Origin of the sequence: Pedobacter polysacchareus, from assembly GCF_019802255.1 — a bacterium.
Lineage (GTDB): Bacteria > Bacteroidota > Bacteroidia > Sphingobacteriales > Sphingobacteriaceae > Pedobacter > Pedobacter polysacchareus.
The window spans coordinates 353077-368500 of sequence record NZ_JAHYSS010000007.1 but is presented as its reverse complement, the minus strand read 5'-3'; the positions used below and the strand labels follow the sequence as shown (position 1 = coordinate 368500).

Here is a 15424-nt window from a genome sequence, read left to right as displayed (position 1 = left end):
TGTACACCCAATAGGATTCGAACCTATGACCTACGGTTTAGAAAACCGTTGCTCTATCCAGCTGAGCTATGGATGCATATCCAATTTTGGAGTCGCAAAGGTATAAGTAAAAATGGACATCTACAACAGTTTGCAAAAACAAATAATTCAAGGAAAACCAAGTCTATTTGCGCTTGGTTTTTGCTTTTAAGGCCGATAAATCTTTTAGTTCTACTTTTCGGAAGTCAATGGGCTGTCCTTCACTTTGTAAAGCGATGTAACCGCTGCTCAATAACTTGCCGTCAATTTTGATTTTAGGGTCATAGTTGTTGGCAGTTCCACCACCGATTTGTGGTTTCGAATATTGTAGTACGGTATCTCCATTGATGATGTGTGTGATCAGGGAATCTCCCAAAACAATCAGTTCTGCACGAACCCATTGATCGCCATGATAAGTTTTTGAAGTTGAGTTGAGACAATGGGATGCGGCGATTTTGCCCTGATACACTACATTAGTTCCTGGTGAACACATGTTGCCTGTAGGTCTTGGTTTCCCATCACCCAGGCCTCCTAAAAACTGCATCTCTACAGAAATCGGCCAATCTTGTTCTTTAGGCATCGTTCTTGGATCCTGGGAATGGAACATCACTCCGCTGTTTCTTAACGTATAATCAGGGGCGCCTTTTTGGAGTTCACCTACAAAACGGTATTCTACTACCAGATGGTAATAGGAGTAAGGTACTTTATAATATAAATGGCCAAATTGGTCGTTGAAATCCCCATACTGGTCATATCTTACTTTAATCATGCCATCTTCCACGCGAAAAGTATTGCCATAATTTTCCCCAACTTCATGATGAGCGATCTTCACAAACCAATCGTTGATGTCTTTTTGATTAAAAAGGGAGATCCAGCCCTTTTTGTTATTGGATGGAATTGAGCTTTGCTTCTTAGCTGGAGGGTCTGTAACTGGTTTCTTTATCGTATTAAAGCTCAGAAAAAGCCCAGCGCAAGCGAGGGGGACAAGGAAGAATTTTCTCATAATTTGGTTCAGGTTTGTGTGGTTGAAGCCAAAATACAAAAAAAAGAGGATATCCATATCTGAATACCCCCTTAGGCTATAGTTCTTAACGAGGTGGTTAAGACTTATTTTTGTTTTGCTACAGGTTTAACAGCTGCTTTAGTTACTGGAGCAGCTTTAGTTACAGGAGCAGCAGTAGTTTTAGCTGCAGTTACTGGTGCTGCTTTAGTTACTTCAGTTTTTGCTACTACTGCTTTAGCGTGTGCTTTGTGAGCTACTGGTTTTGTAGTTGCAGCAGGAGTTTGTGCGAATGCGCCGAAAGTTGTTGCAACTAATGCAAGCGCTAAAATTGTTCTTTTCATGTTTTTAATTGTTTTATGTGATTTGTTAGATCAAAGTTGCTCATCAAACATGAAGATTGTATGAAGATTGATCAGGTGTGATTATTTTCTTGAAAGATTAAAATTACCTGGGTTCCTTTGCCGATTTCTGACTCAATTTCGAGGTCTAGTTCATGGAAAACAGCAATACTTTTCACGATGGAAAGCCCTAGGCCATAACTGTCTTCTTTTTCCGACTGGAATTTTTCAAAGCGCTGAAAAGCATGAGAAACCTGGTTTACGGCCATTCCCTGGCCAGTATCTTCAATGATCAGTGCATATTTGCCCTTTATAAAAGTATCAGAAATATGAACACTGCCGGAGGGAAGGTTGTATTTAATGGCATTGTTTACAATATTCATTAATAAGGTATGGAATAAAGAACGATTGCCTTTGAAAATGTAATCTTCAGATAAATTGATGGTAAAAGTCAAGTCCATCATTGCCAGTCGATGTTCTAATTCTTCATAAACTTCATGAATCATTTCTTTCAGTACAATCGAATCTGGTTTTTTATACTGGTTGTTTTCTACTTTCGAGATGAGCAGGAGGCTATTGATAATTGATTTGAGGCGGTTGAGTGTTTTTAAGCAGGCAAAAATCTTATTCTCTCCTTCTACACTTAACTTTTCATCATTCAGCACATTTTCCAATCTGGTATTTAAAATGGAGATCGGGGTTAAGAGCTCATGGGAAACATTGGCAATGAATTCTTTCTCGGTCAGAAAAAGATCAGTGATCTTATTCATCAAGCTGCTGATACTTTGATCCAGGATCCTGAAATCTTCGGTAGTTGTCTTTACGGGTTCATAATTGAAGCTGATCGGATCATTTACTTTGTTGAGTTTCTGATCAATGATCTGATAGAATGGGGCCAATAAAAACTTACTGAAAGCAAGGTCGGTGAGGAGGGTTAGGATTACGGCTGCGAGTAAAATTAAGAAGGTAAATACGGAAATCGTGTTTTCCAATTGCCCTACCGTCGACATCGTTTCTCCAAGTTCCAGCAGGTATCTTTTGCCGCGGTATTCAAATTCGGCACTCAGGATCTCATATTCTTCCTGACTGCCTTCAATTTCCCGGGTCTCCCGACTAAAATATTGCTTTAATTTTTCCTTACGGTTGTTTTTTACCTCTTTCAGAACGATGTATTCCTCTTTGAGTAAGTTGTAATCTGTAAAAGTCTTTTGCTGTGTCAGCAAATCATTGATCGCCGTACTGGAAAGGTGAGTCACCAGTTTGTTCTTTTTCTGAATCAGCCGCTGATGAATATGGTTCACCGAAATCCTGTTGATAGAAACCAGGATGAAAATTCCCATCAGGGTGATGATGGCCACCTTAGTGAGGGTATTGTATAACGCAAGTTTGAGTTGCAGTTTCATCTTTAAGGCAGTTTTATAGGTCTTTATGAATATTCAAAAAGTATTTACAGATTAGAATTTATCCGGTAACCGATACTTCTAACCGTTTCAAACCAGTCAATAGGCGCATGTGCAGACAGCTTTTTCCTTAAATTTTTAACATGAACATCCACAAAATTCGAGTCGGAGTTGATTTCCAGAATATCGCCCCATACATGTTCTGTCAGGTTAATCCTCGAAATCACTCTGTTTTTATTCAATACCAGGTAATTAAAAATCTCAAACTCCTTTCCAGTCAGGTTGATTTTTTGTCCTTCAAAACTCAGTTTGTGGTTTTTAATGTCTAAGATAAAATGATGAATGTTTACCTCATTCATTTCCAGTTTATGTTTCCTTCTGATGATCGCATGCATTCTGGCCAGTAGTTCCGTTAAGGAAAAGGGCTTTGGCAGGTAATCATCTGCTCCGGATTCCAGGCCTTTTACCCGGTCTTCCACATCGCCTCTGGCTGTTAAGATAATCACAGCATCCTCCCGGTCTTTTAATTGTTTAAACTGATGGAGTAATTCAAAACCATCACCGTCAGGAAGGCCAAGATCCAGCAGAATAAAGTCGTAAGTGTTCACAAATATTTTTTCTGCTGCGGAAGATTTCTTCCAGGCATGCTCTATCGTATAACCTTCTTTGCCCAGAAATGTGGCCATTTCCAGTGCCAGGTTTTTTTCATCTTCCACAATCAGGATATTCATAGGGCCAATATTACATAAAAAAACAATTAATATTCTGGATTTGATCGTTGTAAAAAACAACCAAATCGGGTGGTGAAAAACCTGGATTATAATTTTAAATATCCTGAAACAATATTGATATATAGGTTGTTGTCAAATCATAAACCTCTACAGTATTAGTAGGATTAATTAACGTTTTATGATAAAAACCACGATAATATCGCTTAAGAATCTCTCTTCATCTGGTTAAATCAATAGCATCAAATAAACAATGTGTATCGGTAGGCGACGGCGATAAAAAAGATTAAAAAGGGGAACTGGTATTCATTTTTTAGAAAGGAACACAAACCATGATGATTTTATAAATACTTCATTTCCCTACCCTATGAAACTACACAAATCGATCTTAACGTTTCTCCTAATCCTGACGGTTACCTGGTGCTCAGTTGCTTTTGGACAAAGGGAACAGAACACCAGAGAACTTAAAAACGTGACACTTCCGGATTTGATTGCTTATGCGCTGCTGAATAAACCCGGAGTGAAGCAGTCGTTGATAGATGAAGAGATTGGGGAACGTGACATCAAATCAGCACTTTCTGGTTGGTTTCCTCAGATCAATGGAACGGCCAATTATAACAATAACCTGAAACAGCAAACTCAGCAGCTGACCATGAATGGCGTTCCTACATTACTGACTTTTGGCTCAAGGCACACTTCTGCATTTACTTTGCAGGCCGATCAGAAATTTCTGGATGCAGGCTTGATTCAGGCTTCTAAAGCGGCCAAATACTATAGACAGCAGTATTTGCAGAACACAGAAAATACGAAAATCAATACCGTAGTGAGTGTAAGTAAAGCCTATTTTGATGTGCTCACCAGCATAGAACAAATAAAGATCATTAATGAAAACAATGCGAGATTAGAAAAACAACTCAAAGATTCAAAAGCACAGTATGATTTTGGACTGGTAGATAAAACCGATTATCAGCGAGCACAGATCAGTCTGAGTAATTCCAGAGCGGACAAAAAGCGGGCAGAGGAACTGATCAAATACAAATATGCCTACCTTAAAGAGCTGGTCGGTTATAGTAGTGAAAAGGAATTCAGTCTGAATTTTGATGCAGTAAAGATGGAAAACCAAATCCTGATCGATACCAATCAAAGAGAAACTTATGAGAATAGGGTAGAATACCGTTTACTGCAAACACAAAAGCAATTGCAGCAGCTCAATACCAGTTATAATAAATGGGCTTTCTTACCCAATATCTCCGGATTTATCAATTACAACTGGAACTACCTGAATAACAATTTCAGCAATCTTTATGATAAAAACTATCCAAGTTCATTGTTTGGGTTAACATTGAAACTGCCGATTTTTCAAGGTACAAAAAGAATCCAGGAACTTAGGAAATCGCAGTTGCAGGAGCAAAGAATAGACCTCGACCTGATCAACACCAAAAATCAAATCAAGACGCAATATGAGCAGGCTATGGCCACTTATAAGGCCAATTTGAACGATTGGAAAACAGCGGGTGCAAATGTGGAAATTTCGCGGCAGGTTTACCAGACCATCAAATTGCAATACGATGAAGGCATCAAAGCCTATCTGGATCTGATGACTTCGGAAACAGACCTGCGTACCGCACAACTCAATTATTTAAATTCTTTGTATAGTCTGCTTTCTTCCAGACTGGACGTAGAACAAGCATTAGGCACAATTACCGTAAACCAATAAGTACTCAAATGAAGACGATTAATCACGTAAAACTAGGCATTGTTATTTTGGGATCCATTTCTTTAGCGTCATGCGGTAATGGAAATAAGGCTGCACAGCAGCAGGGCGGACCACCTCCGGCAACTCCAGTATCTGTTTATAAGGTAGCTGCTCAGCCGGTTACCACGGTGGATTCCTATCCAGGGGTAGTAGTGGCTCTGGATGAAGTAGAAATCCGTGCACAGGTGGGTGGTTTTGTGACCGCCATTTTTGTAAAGGATGGACAAAAAGTAACTAAGGGGCAGAAGCTTTATGAAATTGACCGCACCAAATACCTGGCGGCGTATAATTCTGCTAAAGCAAATGTGCAGATGGCACAGGCCAATCGTGATAAGGCTAAAAAGGATGCAGATCGCTATAAAAACCTAGCCGCTCAGGATGCCATCGCTAAACAGCGGGTTGATTATGCGTTAACGGATCTGGCCAATGCCGAATCGCAGGTTGCTGCGGCAAAAGCAACACTTTCTTCCGCAAATAACGACCTTCAAAATGCATTGATCGTATCCCCGCTGACGGGAACAATAGGGATTTCACAAGTGAAACCCGGTGCCCTGGTAACCGCAGGTTCTACCCTTTTAAATACGGTTTCTACCGGAAACCCAATCGCAGTAGACATTACCGTTAATCAGGCAGATATTCCGCATTTCCAGAAACTGAAAAACAATCCGGCGGCGGTCAAAGACTCTATTTTTACGGTACAGCTGCAAGATGGCAGTTTGTATAAACGTCAGGGTAAGATCATCACAATAGACCGTGCCGTAGATCCTGCCACAGGAGCAATCAAGGTGAGGATCAGTTATCCAAATGAGTCCGGAAAACTGATTGCCGGGATGACGGTCAATATGAAAGTACTGAACAAGTCTGAAAATAATGAATTGGTGATTCCATATAAATCGGTGATAGAACAATTGGGCTCTTTTAATGTGTATGTAGTAGCTGATAGTAATAAGGCAGAGCAGCGCATCATTCAACTGGGAAAACAATTTGATAAAAATGTAGTCGTGAAAGATGGATTGAAAGCAGGTGAATTGATCGTTTCAGATGGTGCACAAAATGTAAGGCCTGGTGCCGTGGTAAAATTTTAAAAGAATTTCAAGCTTATGATCTCAGAAGTATTTATCAGGCGCCCGGTCACGGCCATCGTCATCTCTATTTTAATTGTACTGATTGGAACTATTGTCATCACTACCTTACCTATCAGTCAGTACCCAAGTATTGCGCCGCCAACGGTTACTGTCTCTGCAGCTTATACCGGGGCTGATGCGCAGACCGTGGAGCAAACAGTGACTACTCCCATAGAAAGTCAGATCAATGGTACGCCAGGAATGAAGTATTTATCGTCCAATAGTACCTCCGATGGACGTTCTTCGATTACCGTCACCTTTGATGTAGGTACAAATATTGACATCGCCGCTCTGGATGTACAAAACAGGGTAGGCATTGCAGAACCCTCTTTACCGGAGGCAGTAACGCGTTTAGGCGTGACCACCAAAAAGGCCAACAATGATATTTTGATGGTAGTTGGTTTGTATTCCCCAAACGGGACTTATGATGATAAATTTATTTCCAATTATATCAATCTGTATGTGAAAGACGCGTTATTACGTGTGAAAGGGGTAGGAGATGTACAGGCCTTTGGTCAGCCATTTAGTATGCGGATCTGGCTGGATGCGAATAAACTGGCCAATTATGGGTTAACACCAGCCGCTGTTTCAACTGCGGTGCAGGAGCAAAATACGAGGATTCCCGGGGGAAGTGTGGGGGCACCTCCACAAGCCAGCCATCAGACATTTGAGTTTTCGGTGATTCTGGATGGCGACCTGAATACTGTAGATCAGTTTAAAAATATCATCATTAAAACAGGTGCAGATGGCTCCGTTGTTTTTCTAAAAGATGTAGCAAGAGTGGAGTTGGGTGCCTTTAGCTATGCCAATAGCTCTAAAGTAAATGGAAAAGTAGCCTCTCTGATGATGATCAACCAGACTCCGGGAGGGAATGCGGTACAAACCGCAGACGGGATTCAAAAAGCCTTGAATGAATTGAAAAAGTCCTTTCCAAAAGACCTGGATTATACAATTCCTTACGAAACCGTAACCGTGGTCAAAGTGTCGATCAGCGAGGTGGTCAGCACCTTAATTGAAGCCTTGGTACTGGTTACATTGGTGGTGTTCTTCTTCCTGCAAAGCTGGAGAGCAACCCTGATTCCCGTACTGGCCATTCCCGTTTCTGTTATCGGTACGTTTATCTTTTTCACTTTCTTTGGTTTCTCCATCAATACCCTGACGATGTTTGGTTTTGTACTCGCCATTGGTATTGTGGTGGATGATGCGATTGTGGTCGTAGAAGCGGTTCAGCATTATATGGACCATGATGGCTTATCGGCTCCCGATGCCACACGCAGGGCGATGAACGACATCACCGCTCCTGTAATTGCCATTGCCTTAATCTTAGCAGCAGTGTTTATTCCAGTCGGATTCATTCCGGGAATGGTTGGACAGCTGTATCAGCAGTTTGCAATTACGATTGCCGTTTCCGTATTGATCTCTGCTTTCATTGCACTTTCGCTAACGCCGGCATTGTGTTCTCTTTTGTTAGTTCCAATGAATTTAACCGCAGACTCTAAAGGGCTGAATAAGTTCTTCTATAAATTCAACAGGTGGTTTGCCGGAGTAACGCATAATTACTCTATGGGGGTTAAAAAAGCCTTAAAGTCAATTCCTCTGGTGCTGATTATTTTGCTTTGTATATACCTGGGGACAGGTGGTTTATTTGTTAAAAAACCAACAGGTTTCATCCCTTCTGAGGATGCCGGGATTTTCTTAATCGGGGCAAGTCTACCCGAAGGTGCTTCTGCAGTGCGTACAGATGCATTTATTAAAAGAATCACAGACAGTATTAGAAAAAACAATCCTGAAGTTGACAATATCACTTCCATTAGTGGAATCAATATTCTGAATAGGTCCTTTAAATCGAATGCCGGTACTTTCTTTGTGCAGCTTAAAAATTGGGACCTTCGTAAACGGGATGTAAATGCCATTATGGCGAATGTAACGAAAAGCTTTGCCGGTGATAAAGATGGAAGTGTCCTGGTGGTCTCTCCTCCGGCGATTCCGGGACTGGGAATCAGTGGTGGTTTCAGTCTGCAGATCCAGGAGAAGCAAAGCGGGGACATCAAAGAGTTTGAAGCCAATGTGGGGAAATTCCTCGCAGCAGCTAATCAGCGACCTGAAATTGGAATGGCCTATACGCTGTTCAACTCCAGAACACCGAACTATAAAATACATGTAGATCGGGATCTGGCAAAAAAAATGGGGGTTTCCATTGCTGCGGTTTATAGTACCATTTCTACTTATCTGGGCAGCAGCTATATCAACGATTTTACGAAATATGGCAGGAATTTCCGCGTAGTGAGTCAGGCAGACACCAATTATAGGGCAAATATCGACAACCTAAAGCACTTGAGGGTGATGAATGCACAAGGCGTTTCCGTGCCGCTGAGTTCTTTGGTGAGTTATAAGGTGATTGAAAATGCCTCTATTATCAATCACTACAACCTTTTCCGGTCGATTGAGATAGGTGGAGCCGCAAAACCAGGCAGCAGTTCCGGTGATGCGCTGAATGCTTTAAAGGAAGTGGCCGCCCAAATTTTACCGTCCAATTATGCCTATGATTTTTCTGGATTGAGTTTAGAGGAAACAGAGGCAGGAAACAGTACCGCCATGATCTTTGCATTGATTATTGTATTCGTATTTCTTTTACTGGCTGCATTGTATGAAAGCTGGTCCGTTCCTTTCTCGATTTTACTTTCCGTGCCCTTAGGGTTATTTGGTGCGATTCTGGCTTTAAGTTTTCTGCCAAAATTAGACAATAACATTTATGCACAGGTAGGGTTGATTACCCTGATTGGTTTATCGGCTAAGAATGCGATTCTGATTGTGGAATTTGCAAAGGAGCGCGTAGATTGGGGTATGGAGCTGATTGCAGCAACAATAGAAGCCGTAAGGTTGAGGCTAAGACCGATTATTATGACTTCGCTTGCCTTTATTTTAGGGGTAATTCCTTTGATTATCTCTTCAGGTGCAGGTGCAGTTTCCCGTCAAACTATTGGATGGACAGTAGCTGCAGGGATGCTGTCAGCCACGATATTGGCACTGTTTATTGTGCCGGTATTATTCGTGTTGATCACCAGATTCGCCTATGGCAAAAAGAAACTGGCCGAACTGCAAGCCAGTTATAAACCAGAAGACCATAAAAACACTTTACATGCCGAGGATGATTAACACCTCATTCTTTACACGCCTATCAGGATTTCCTATATTATAAAAACGCCCCCTTAAAGTTTTCACTTTTCGGGGGCGTTTTATGAGGAAGTTTTAGCGGGAATTATTTCCAGCCTCCACCTAATGCTCTGTATAAATTAACTATAGATTGTAGTTTTTGTAACCTGTCATTTACACCACTCAGTTGTGCTGCAAGCAAACTTTGCTCTGAAGTCAGTACATCTGTATAGTTCGTGGCAGAGCTAAATCTCAATAATTCCTGAGTATAATCTACCGATTTTTGCAAGGCAGCAATTTGTTTTGCACGTGCTTCTTCTTTTTCTACTGCTGTCTGATAAGTATATAAAGCATCTGATACTTCTTTCCCTGCCACCAATAGTGTTTTCTGGAAGTTGTTTACTGCTTGTTCCTGTGCAGATTTTGCTGTAATCAATCTGGCTTTATTTAAGCCTTTGTTGAAGATTGGCTGTGTTAATCCACCCAGCAAGTTGTAAAATACAGACTTGTCGAAGAAGTCTTTAAGATCCAGACTTGACAAACCACCTGTCGCCGTAATGGTGAAGGAAGGATAGAAATAAGTACGGGCCAGATTGGTGTTCTCAAATGCACTTCTAAAAGAAAGTTCTGCAGCTTGTACATCTGGTCTGTTTTCCAGTAATTGAGTAGGGACACCGATTTTTAAATCGCTGGTTGGATTCTGATTCAGGAGTTTACCACGGTTAATTGGCCCTGGAGCTCTCGCCAACAGGATGTTTAACGCGTTTTCAGTCTCTCTGATGGTTCTCTTTAAATCTGGAATCGTTACTTCTGTTGCATATCTGCTGGCCTCACTTTGAACCACTGCCGCACCATTTACTACTGCACCTTCTTTCAAAGCTTTCATGGTTTCTACACCAGTAATCCTACTTTTTAAGGTCTGCTGGGTAATTTCCAGCTGGCTGTCTAATGCCAGCAAGGTATAATAACTGGTCGCTATATCAGCAATCAGCTGAGTTTGTACCGCTCTTTTTGCAGCATCCGTTTGGAAGTAAGTCGCTAAGGCAGCTCTTTTTGCGCTGCTCAGTTTACCCCAGATATCGGCTTCCCAGCTGGTGCTCAGCTGCGCTTTGAAAGAGTTGGTCAGCGTATTGATATTGATGCCCGGAGGAAAGTTCAATCCAGCTTGTGACTGCTTATTCCTTGATGCGTTTACATCAGCGGTTAGCGTAGGGAAAAAGGCTGCTTTACTTTGCTGCAAAGTGGCTTTCGACTGTACAATATTCTGAACCGCATTTTTCAGGTCCAGATTTTGATCCAGGCCTTCCTGAATCAAACCAGCCAATTGCGGATCAGCAAACACCGTTTGCCATGGCGTATTCGCCATGGTGGTGCTGTCTGTTGACGTTTGCTCACGAAACAATCCCATTGTTTTTAACTGCGGACTTTCGTAAGGTTTAGTCACCCTGCAAGAGGCAAAAACGGTAACCGCTAATGCAAGGGTGAACATCTGTTTTTTATAGGATAAAATCATTGTTTCTCTTAATTAATGGATTAATGCTGCGGCGCTTTTTTAGCTTTAGTCGGATCGATAGCGTCTTCGTCATCATCCTCGTAATTCTTTAAGTGTAAAGGACCACTGATTTTTTCCTGTAACGTCTGGAAAATAATGAACAATACGGGGATCACAAATACCCCTAAAATTGTTCCGATCAACATACCACCTACAGCACCTGTACCAATAGATTTATTACCTACGGCACCGGCACCGGTAGAGAACATCAAAGGAACCAATCCAAAGATGAAGGCAAATGAGGTCATTAAGATTGGTCTGAAACGTGCTACTGCACCTTGAATAGCCGATTGTACGATATCCAGTCCCTGGCGTCTTCTTTCCAGCGCAAACTCTACAATCAAAATACCATTCTTGGCCAATAGACCGATCAGCATGATCAAGGAGATCTGCAGGTAAATATTACTGTTTAATCCAAAGATGATCGAGAATAAGTAAGCACCCGCTAAACCGAATGGAATAGATAGAATTACCGCAAATGGAAGGATATAACTTTCATATTGCGCACTCAACAGGAAGTAAACGAATACCAGACACAAGATAAAGATAAACACCGTCTGACTACCAGAAGCCAACTCTTCACGGGTAAGGCCTGAGAAATCATAACCATAACCTGCTGGTAAAGATTCTGCCGCAACTTCCTGGATCGCTTTGATCGCGTCACCAGAACTGTAACCTGCATTTGGTGCACCTGTAACGGCAATAGAGCTGAAAAGGTTAAACCTCGAAATCGACTCCGGACCATATACTCTGGTCATGTTGATGAATTCCGTGATTGGCGCCATTTCACCTTTGCTGTTTCTAACAAATACTTTGTTCAATCCTTCTGGATTCTTACGGTAATTGGCATCTGCCTGAATCATGACACGGTATTGCTTACCAAACTGGTTAAAGTTTGAAGCATACAATCCGCCGTAATAACCTTGTAAGGTATTCAGTACAGAGTTTACTGTAATTCCTGCTTCCTTACATTTCTCCAGATTTACATCCAGCATATATTGTGGGAAATTCGGGTTAAATGAAGTGGTTGCATATTGAATCTCTGGGCGTTTAGACAGGTTGGCCAGGAAATCAGAGTTTACCTTGAACAATTCCTGAACGGAATGCCCGCCTTTATCCTGTACCTGGAACTCAAATCCACCACTCTGCCCAAATCCTTGAATAGTAGGAGGAGAGATGAAGAAGATACTCGCATCTCTGATGCCTGCTGTTTTAGCGAAAAGTTCGCCGATGACTTCCTGAATACCACGGTCGCGTTCGCTCCAGGTTTTCAGTTTCAAAATTACCATACTGTACGCACTACCCTGACCAGCAGTAAAGTTTTGCCCCACAATACGTAAGGTGTTTTTTACTTCCGGAATGGTATGTGCCAGACTATCTACTTGCTTCGCGATGATCGTTGAACGCTCCATAGATGCCGATGGCGGTAAGCTGATGTTGGCAAAAATAGTACCCTGATCTTCCGCAGGAACGAAAGCAGATGGGGTGGTTTTCATCATGAAAACTAAAGCACCACTGAACAAGACAATTGCGCCCAATACAATCCATTTTTTAATAGAAAGGAACTGGATGGATTTCTTGTATTTATTGGTTACGTTATCAAATGAAACGTTGAAAGCGGTGTAAAAACGCTGGATAAAGCTTTGATGCTTATGGTCGTCTGCATGTGGTTTTAATAATAAAGCACACAATGCCGGACTTAAGGTCAATGCGTTTACTGCGGATAGGATAATCGCTACGGCAAGCGTGATACCGAATTGCTTGTAGAATACCCCTGTGGAACCTGTAATAAAGGTTACCGGAATAAATACAGCTGCCATTACAAGTGTAATCGAGATAATCGCTCCTGAAATCTCACTCATGGCATCAATCGTCGCCTTTCTGGCAGATTTATAACCATGGTCGAGCTTGGCATGGACGGCCTCTACTACCACAATCGCATCATCCACCACAATACCGATGGCGAGGACAAGGGCAAATAAGGTCAGTAAGTTGATCGTAAAACCAAATAAGTTTAAGAAGAAGAAGGTACCCACAATCGCTACCGGTACTGCTATCGCAGGAATTAAGGTAGAGCGGAAATCCTGTAAGAAAATAAATACGACGATAAATACCAGGATAAAGGCTTCAATAAGGGTATGTACTACCTTCTCAATTGAAGCATCCAGATTTTCATTTACATCCACCAGGTAAACATAGTTGACACCTTTAGGAAAGTCTTTAGAGGCCTGGTCAATGATCTTTTTCGACTCATTAATTACATCCCTTGCATTGGATCCTGGCGTCTGACTAATCGCCATACCTACGGATGGCTTGCCATTGGTATTAATGTTAGAGCTGTAGCTTAAAGAACCCAATTCTACTCTGGCCACATCTTTTAGTCGCAGCAACTGGCCATTCCCTGCTGATTTCACCACAATGTTTTCAAATTCAGTTGCTTTGGTTAACCTGCCTTTGTATTTGATTACATATTGAAAAGCTTCGTCGCCATTCTCTCCAAATTTACCTGGTGCTGCTTCAATATTCTGCTCAGCCAATGCTGCCGAAATATCTGCAGGGATCAAGCTGTATTGTGCCATCATATCTGGTTTCAACCAGATACGCATCGAGTAATCTTTAGATCCGAAAATCGTAGCATTACCTACACCAGTTACCCTTTGAATGGCAGGAACCAGGTTGATCTTCGCATAATTCTGAAGGAAAGTCTGGTCGTAAGCAGGGTTATCACTGTAAAGTGAGAAAATCAATAGATTACTACTCTGACTCTTTGTTACCGTAACCCCTGCTTGTGTAACCTCTTGAGGCAGTAAGCTAGTGGCTCTGGATACCCTGTTCTGCACGTTTACGGCAGCTAAATCGGGATCAGTTCCTACTTTAAAGAAAATGTTAATACTGGCAGAACCATCATTGGTCGCAGTAGAGGTCATGTAAGTCATGTTCTCCACTCCGTTGATCTGCTCTTCCAGTGGAATGATTACGCTTTTAAGTACCACGTCGGCATTGGCACCCGTATATGCTGCAGAAACCTGCACAGTAGGAGGGGCAATGTCGGGGTATTGTGAAATGGGCAGCGCGAGCAGCCCTAGTAGTCCCAGGATCACAATGATCACAGAGATCACTGTAGAGAGCACCGGGCGCTGTATGAATATCTTAAACATATATGGATCTTATTTTAAATCTGCGTAAACAGCGTCTGCGCTTATTGGGGTTACTTTAATCTGTGTATCGTCTTTTAAGGTACCAACGCCTTCTAATACGATTTTATCACCTGCCTTCAGGCCTTCTTCCACTACAAAGTAAGTACCTGCGGTATTTTTCATTACGGTAATGGCCGTACTTTTCGTTTTGCCATCTTTGTCTACCACAACCGCAAAACGTTTGTCTTGTAATTCATAGGTAGCACTTTGAGGAACTAAAATAGCATCTGTAATGGCATCCGGGATTCTAACTGTTGCACTGCTTCCGCTGCGGATTAATCCTTTAGGATTTGGGAAACTCGCACGTACATTTGCAGAACCTGTAGAAGTATTGATTTGTCCGGTGATGGTTTGAATACGTCCTTTATGATCGTATAAAGTGCCGTCAGACAAGATTAAAGAAACTTCAGGAAGCTTAGCCAGCTTTTGTGCAAGCGTCATTCCTTTATCGTTTTTAAAGAAATGAAGTAACAGTTTTTCATTGAATGCAAAATAAGCATATACGTTTCCTGTGCTGGATACGGTAGTGAGTGGTTCAGCATTGTTGCCGCTCACCAAACTTCCTAAACGGAAAGGAATCGCACCTACCACACCGTCTACCGGACTGGTTACCATAGTATAACCTAAATTGGTTCTTGCATTTGATAAAGCTGCTTTCGCCTGGGCCAATGCGGCTAATTTAGCCTGGTAAGTATATTGTGCAGATTCTAACTCGTATTTACTCACGATATCTTTCTCTACCAGTGGTTTTACTTTATTGACCGCCATGTTTGCAGAGCTTACTTCTGCTTCTGCGCTTTTAATGCTCGCAGTTGCGGTACGCACTTCCTGCTCATATTGAGGGGCATTGATTTTGAACAATGGCTGTCCTTTTTTGACTACTGAGCCTTCATCTACAAAAATCTTCTCCACATACCCATCAACTCTTGGTCTGATTTCTATATTTTGCTGGCCCTGGATACTGGCAGGGTAGTCTGTGTTCAATGTTGCGCTGCGTGGCTGCAACTCTAATACTTTGTATTCTTTGACCTGAGGGGCTCCCGCTCCAGGGCCGCCTGGTTTTGATCCGTTATTTCCGCATGAACTTAAAATCATTAATGCCGGAAGCAATAATAGTGATTGAATGGTGTATCTCATTTTTATGGGTATTGTTCT

General features: G+C 41.8%; 10 protein-coding genes and 1 tRNA gene. 3 read left to right on the top strand and 8 right to left on the bottom strand.

Going from position 1 to position 15424, the window contains the following annotated elements; translation table 11 throughout:
• Positions 1–2: 2 nt before the first annotated feature.
• From K7X70_RS21945 to K7X70_RS21925, 5 genes are all read right to left on the bottom strand, one after another.
• A tRNA-Arg gene (locus K7X70_RS21945) sits at positions 3–76 on the bottom strand.
• Between the two features lie 87 nt (positions 77–163).
• Positions 164–1021 carry a 3-keto-disaccharide hydrolase gene (locus tag K7X70_RS21940; RefSeq protein ID WP_222539048.1) on the bottom strand — a complete coding sequence of 286 codons (858 nt, stop codon included), beginning with the start codon at positions 1019–1021 and terminating at the stop codon, positions 164–166.
• 104 nt (positions 1022–1125) lie between these two features.
• A complete protein-coding gene (locus K7X70_RS21935; RefSeq protein ID WP_222539081.1) occupies positions 1126–1362 on the bottom strand; it encodes a hypothetical protein in 237 nt (78 codons plus the stop codon).
• 71 nt (positions 1363–1433) lie between these two features.
• Positions 1434–2762 (bottom strand): sensor histidine kinase, encoded by a 1329-nt coding sequence (locus K7X70_RS21930; RefSeq protein WP_222539047.1) that lies wholly within the window; start codon positions 2760–2762, stop codon positions 1434–1436.
• A gap of 44 nt (positions 2763–2806) precedes the next feature.
• A complete protein-coding gene (locus K7X70_RS21925; RefSeq protein ID WP_062551153.1) occupies positions 2807–3490 on the bottom strand; it encodes a response regulator transcription factor in 684 nt (227 codons plus the stop codon).
• Positions 3491–3854: 364 nt separating this feature from the next.
• On the opposite strand from K7X70_RS21925, the gene K7X70_RS21920 reads away from it, so the two are divergent.
• The 3 genes from K7X70_RS21920 to K7X70_RS21910 are packed head-to-tail and all read left to right on the top strand — an operon-like array spanning position 3855 to position 9523.
• Positions 3855–5204, top strand: a complete 1350-nt coding sequence (locus tag K7X70_RS21920; protein ID WP_222539046.1) for a TolC family protein — start codon at positions 3855–3857, stop codon at positions 5202–5204.
• An 8-nt stretch (positions 5205–5212) separates the two neighbouring features.
• Entirely contained in the window at positions 5213–6328 is a 1116-nt protein-coding gene (locus tag K7X70_RS21915; RefSeq protein WP_222539045.1) for an efflux RND transporter periplasmic adaptor subunit, read from the top strand.
• 15 nt (positions 6329–6343) lie between these two features.
• Positions 6344–9523, top strand: a complete 3180-nt coding sequence (locus tag K7X70_RS21910; RefSeq protein WP_222539044.1) for an efflux RND transporter permease subunit — start codon at positions 6344–6346, stop codon at positions 9521–9523.
• A 103-nt stretch (positions 9524–9626) separates the two neighbouring features.
• Here K7X70_RS21910 and K7X70_RS21905 read toward each other — a convergent pair whose 3' ends face one another.
• The 3 genes from K7X70_RS21905 to K7X70_RS21895 are packed head-to-tail and all read right to left on the bottom strand — an operon-like array spanning position 9627 to position 15406.
• Positions 9627–11009 (bottom strand): efflux transporter outer membrane subunit, encoded by a 1383-nt coding sequence (locus K7X70_RS21905; protein ID WP_255607555.1) that lies wholly within the window; start codon positions 11007–11009, stop codon positions 9627–9629.
• A 44-nt stretch (positions 11010–11053) separates the two neighbouring features.
• Positions 11054–14230 (bottom strand): efflux RND transporter permease subunit, encoded by a 3177-nt coding sequence (locus K7X70_RS21900; RefSeq protein ID WP_222539042.1) that lies wholly within the window; start codon positions 14228–14230, stop codon positions 11054–11056.
• 9 nt (positions 14231–14239) lie between these two features.
• Positions 14240–15406 (bottom strand): efflux RND transporter periplasmic adaptor subunit, encoded by a 1167-nt coding sequence (locus K7X70_RS21895; RefSeq protein ID WP_222539041.1) that lies wholly within the window; start codon positions 15404–15406, stop codon positions 14240–14242.
• Between the last annotated feature and the right edge of the window lie 18 nt (positions 15407–15424).